The 1,040-nt window shown below is 41.9% G+C and carries 1 protein-coding gene; it reads left to right on the top strand.

Features of this window, described 5'->3' with window-relative positions:
• Positions 1 to 257 precede the first annotated feature (257 nt).
• Entirely contained in the window at positions 258 to 923 is a 666-nt protein-coding gene (locus tag ACTHSP_RS20800; protein ID WP_440346859.1) for a hypothetical protein, read from the top strand.
• The last annotated feature ends 117 nt before the right edge of the window (positions 924 to 1,040 follow it).

The raw sequence follows: 1,040 nt of genomic DNA, 5'->3' as shown, positions 1-1,040 counted from the left end.
GATACGCCGTTTGAGGTCTTGCAGGCTTATTTTTCTCAACCTGTGGTGTAAACAACGCAACGTTTTCCTACACCTGATAAAACTCTCAGGCCGTCTGAAAACACAGCTGTGCGGTTTGAGTTGTCTGCTTGATATATCAGTTTCATAAAAAGCAAGATATTAAGCAAATTACGTTAAAATAATGCCTTCTGAGTTAATGACATCATTTGCTCAAAAGGCATTATTTTTATAACACGATACGAAATGTAGGAAAACTTATGCACTCATCCATACAAAGCCGGTTTGCCCCAATTTTATACGTCTTGATTTTCTTTGCCGGATTTTTGGCAGCACAAGTTTGGTTTAATCAGCAAGCCTATTTGACCAACCTTCCCCTTTTGGTCACTGCTATTTCTGCCATTGCATTGGTTTGGTTGATTTGGGCTGTCGTCTCTGCGCGATCCAAAGCAAAAAGTAAGATGTTGCATCGTGAGCAGCTGATTCAAAAAGAGAGCATTCATCCTGTTTTGCATGCGACGTTGCAGCGTTCTGACGGTCAAACGGATTTATTGGTTTTGGTTGTCCGCAATAGCGGTAAGGGTTTGGCGAAGAATGTGCATTTTGAAGTAGAGCCTTTGCCTGATCACTTGCCGAGCAAGCTGGTTGCCGATGCAGTTATGCGCTTGGAGATGTTTTCCGGCGGTGTGGAGATGCTGGCATCGGGCGAATTGTATGGTAGCGTGTTTGCAAGTATGTTAGCGCTGGCTGCCGAATTGCCGGATCAGACATTTGGCGGCGTGTTGAAACTGAAGGCCACTTATGAAAATGCTTTTGGTGATCAATGCACTTCTGAAAGCATCTTGGATTTGAGCATACTGAATTTCAATTTGTTAGAAATTAAATCCAGTGGCGAGCAAAAGCCGCGCAAGAAATTGTTGTATTGATATTTAAAATATGCAGGCCGTCTGAAACCGAAATACTTGTTTTCAGACGGCCTGTTGTTATTTTTCAAATGATTTTTGAAGAAAAAGAGGCGTATCGGGTATAATAATCAAAGAATT

The sequence above is a fragment of the Neisseria sp. P0001.S005 genome (assembly GCF_051963715.1).
The sequence above is the reverse complement of the archived record's forward strand: the minus strand, read 5'-3'. Positions and strand labels throughout refer to the sequence as shown.

Excerpts from the sequence above, each read along its gene's own strand:
- ACTHSP_RS20800 (WP_440346859.1), top strand. The coding sequence starts at position 258 with ATGCACTCATCCATACAAAGCCGGTTTGCCCCAATTTTATACGTCTTG.